The sequence below is a fragment of the uncultured Senegalimassilia sp. genome (genome assembly GCF_934632265.1).
GTDB lineage: Bacteria > Actinomycetota > Coriobacteriia > Coriobacteriales > Eggerthellaceae > Senegalimassilia.
On sequence record NZ_CAKTYH010000159.1, the window covers coordinates 1 to 3478 of the forward strand.

The following is a 3478-nucleotide window of genomic DNA, read 5'->3' on the forward strand; positions in this document are numbered from 1 at the left end:
GGACTATCTGTCCGACGTTTCGTCGGACAGATAGTCCTACGTCCCCGAGTGTCCGGCGCGGCTCAAGCCTTTTCGTCTCCTGAATGTAAGGTTTCAGTCAACTTTAAGGGTGTGTTCGTAGTATCTAGCCTCGAAATGTTCCCCGAGCCTGGGCCGCTGGGCCCTTGGGAGGAAACGATGGCTTCATTCACCGACACCTTTGAGCGCAAAGAGGTCAAATACCGCTTAAACGCGAAGCAGCATCGCGAAGTGCTCGACGCGCTGGCCGGGCGCATGGCCGCCGACGAGTTCGGCCGCACGCGCATCACCAGCCTGTACTTCGACACGCCGACGCGCGACCTGATCGCGCGCAGCCTGGAAAAGCCCCTGTACAAGGAGAAGCTGCGCGTGCGCTGGTACGGCACGCCGACCTCGGGCGAGCGCGTGTACGTGGAGATCAAGAAGAAGTACGACGGCATCGTGTACAAGCGCCGCGTGGGGTGTTCGCTGACGGCGGCGTATGCGTACCTGATGGGGCGCGTGCCCTACGAGAACGCCTGCGTGCAGAACCCGCTGGCCGACCAGCTGCAGCAGGACGAGGCGCTCACGCTGCACAGCATCCAGATCGCCCGCGAGATCGATGCGTTCACGGCGCGCTATCGCAACCTGCGCCCTTCCATGTACATCGTGTGCGAGCGCACGGCGTATGCCCCGGTGCCGGGCGCCGACGCCGACGGGCTGCGCATCACGTTCGACTCGGGCGTCGCGTATCGCGATGTGCTGGCGGGTGAGCGCGAGGCGGGCAGCGCCTTCCACCCGCTTCTGGGCCTGGGCGAGACGATCATGGAGGTGAAGACCTCGGGGTCGTATCCGTCCTGGTTGGTCGAGGTGCTCAGCGGGTGCCAGGCGTATCCGTCGTCGTTCAGCAAGTACGGCGCCGCCTACCAGGAGTGCGAACGCGCCGCCAGCGTCGTGCGGCTTTTGCGCCGCGGCGCTTCGCAGGCGGAAGGCGCCGTCGGACGCGAGCCGTTGCCGGCGACCGCTCCGGCTCGGGCGGGGTATGCGATGCGAAGGGGTGCGGCTGCGCCCGTTGCGTCGCCTGCGGTTTCGGCGTCGAAAGCGTGTGGCGCGGCGGCTTCCCCGCAGCGCTCGTCAGCGCAAACCTCCTCGCAGGAAACGGCCGTCATCGACCGGCTTTCCTCGGAGCGCGATTCCCGCGCCCGTCGCGTCTCGGCCCCGGCGGCCGGTTCGCGCGTCCGTCGCGCCGTCGGCGCCTCCTCCGTTCGCAATGCTTTCCCGTCCCTGACCTCACGAAAGGATGATCGTTGTGCTTGATTCCGCCCTCTCCTCGGTGTTCGGGACGACCGATTCCCTGGTGGCGAGCGTGTCCACCGTGCAGTTCCTCATGTGCTGCGCCGCGTCCATCGTGCTTGGCGCGGCCGTGGCCTGCATTTACATGTTCCGTCATAAGTACTCGAAGAACTTCGTGGTCACCCTGGCGCTGCTGCCGCTGATCGTGCAGATGGTGATCACCCTGGTCAACGGCAACCTTGGCGCGGGCATCGCCGTCATGGGCGTGTTCAACCTGGTGCGTTTCCGCAGCATCCCGGGTAGCGCGAAGGATATCGGCAGCGTGTTTTTGGCCATGGCCATCGGCTTGGCCACGGGCATGGGCTTCATCGCGCTGGCCGTGCTGTTCACGTTCATCGTGGGCGTGGTGAACGTGGTGTACGTGCTGTCGCCGTTCGGGCGCCCGCAGCAGCCGGAGAAGATGCTCCGCGTGACGGTTCCCGAGGACCTGGAGTTCGACGGGATGTTCGACGCCGTGCTGGCGCGCTACACCGCCGACCACGAGCTGACCGAGGTTTCCACCACGAACATGGGCAGTTTGTACCAGCTTGAGTACCGGGTGCGCCTGGCGCAGCCCGGGATCGAGAAACGCCTGATGGACGAGGTGCGCTGCCTGAACGGGAACCTGAAGGTCAGCTTGAGCAGCGCGCAGATCTCCAAGGAGGTGCTCTAAATGGGCTGGTTTGCGAACCGACGCGCCCGGGCGGCTCGCGAAGCCGGGACCGAGGGCTCCGAGGCGTTTCCCGCTGGCGGGGATGAGCGGGGGCGCGACGCCGCCGCGTCCGCAGCGGGCGCGTCTTCGGTGACGGAGCGCACCGATGTGCGCGGGTTGACGCGCCTGGCGTGCGGCGCGATCGCCTTGCTGGCTTTGAGCGGCGTGCTTGCGATGGAGGGCTGCGCGGCGACTTCGACGGATGCGGAAAACTCGGCCGCATCCGAGCAGGCCGCTGCGGCAAGCGCTTCCGACGCAGAGTACGCGTCGTTCGAGGAGGTTGCGGCGGCGTTTGACGAAAGCGCCCTTGACCTGGACTATTCCAAGCGCGACCTTGACGCTTCCTATGATGCGTCGTCCGCGACCGTCATCACGCTGTCCGGCGATTCGGCCAGCGTGCAGGGAGCGGGCGCTCAGGCGAGCGCCGATGGCGTGGTCATCTCGTCGGCGGGCACCTACATCGTGTCGGGCGAGCTGACCGACGGGCAGCTGCTGGTCGATGCCGGCGATGACGACAAGGTGCAGCTGGTGCTGGCGGGCGCGACCGTCCACAACGAGGATGGCCCGGCGATTTACGTGTGCAACGCGGACAAGTGCTTCGTCACCTTGGATGCGGGGACGGAGAACAGCCTGTCCGATGGCTCGTCGTACGCGCTGGAAGATGATTCCGATGAGCCATACGCCACGCTGTTCAGCCGCTGCGACCTGACGCTGAACGGGTCCGGGACGCTGAACGTGACCAGCGCGTACCGCCATGCGGTGTGCTCGAAGGACGACCTGGTCGTTGTATCCGGCACGTACAACATCAGTGCCGTAGAGGATGGCCTGCGCGGCCGCGATAGCGTGAAGATCCGCGACGGCGTTTTCAGCATCCAGGCCGGCGGCGACGGCATCAAGTCGAACAAGGACGACAAGCCGACGAAGGGCTTCGTGAGCATCGACGGCGGCACGTTCGACATCCAGGCAGGCGACGATGCGGTGCAGGGCAAGACGCTCGTCCGCCTTGCGGGCGGCTCCATGACGGTGGCGGCCAACGATGATGCGTTCCACTCCGATCTGGAGATGCACCTGCTGGGCGCCTCGATCGAGGCCAGTGCGGGCGACGACGCGTTCCATGCGGAGACGAAGCTGACTGTCGACGACGGAACCGTGAACGTGACCAGCTGCAACGAGGGCTACGAAGCGGAGAAGGTCTACGTCAACGGCGGCGATACGCACATCGTGGCAAGCGATGACGGCGTGAACGCCAGCGCGGCCGACCTGTCCGACGACTCCGATGTCGACATGGTCAGCAGCACGCTTCCCAACGGCGGCACGCCCGGCGCGCCCGGCCAAGGCGGCGGTGCCGCGGCGCCGGATGCCGGCGGCCAAGCGCCTGCCGGCATGCGGCAGGGCGGTCAGGCTCCCGACGCTGCCGGCATGCGGCAGGGCGGCCAG

General features: G+C 66.6%; 3 protein-coding genes. All 3 read left to right on the top strand.

What is annotated here, in order from left to right; all coding sequences use genetic code 11:
* Positions 1 to 177: 177 nt before the first annotated feature.
* Positions 178 to 1314, top strand: coding sequence for a polyphosphate polymerase domain-containing protein (locus Q0H50_RS08890; protein WP_294421558.1), 1137 nt, complete (start codon positions 178 to 180; stop codon positions 1312 to 1314).
* The gene (locus Q0H50_RS08895) at positions 1307 to 2002 is read left to right on the top strand and encodes a DUF4956 domain-containing protein (RefSeq protein ID WP_294421560.1); all 696 of its coding nucleotides are present in this window, start codon (positions 1307 to 1309) and stop codon (positions 2000 to 2002) included. The genes Q0H50_RS08890 and Q0H50_RS08895 overlap by 8 nt, the downstream gene beginning before the upstream one ends.
* Positions 2003 to 3478 (top strand): carbohydrate-binding domain-containing protein (locus Q0H50_RS08900; RefSeq protein WP_294421562.1); only part of this gene is annotated, 1476 nt, incomplete at its 3' end.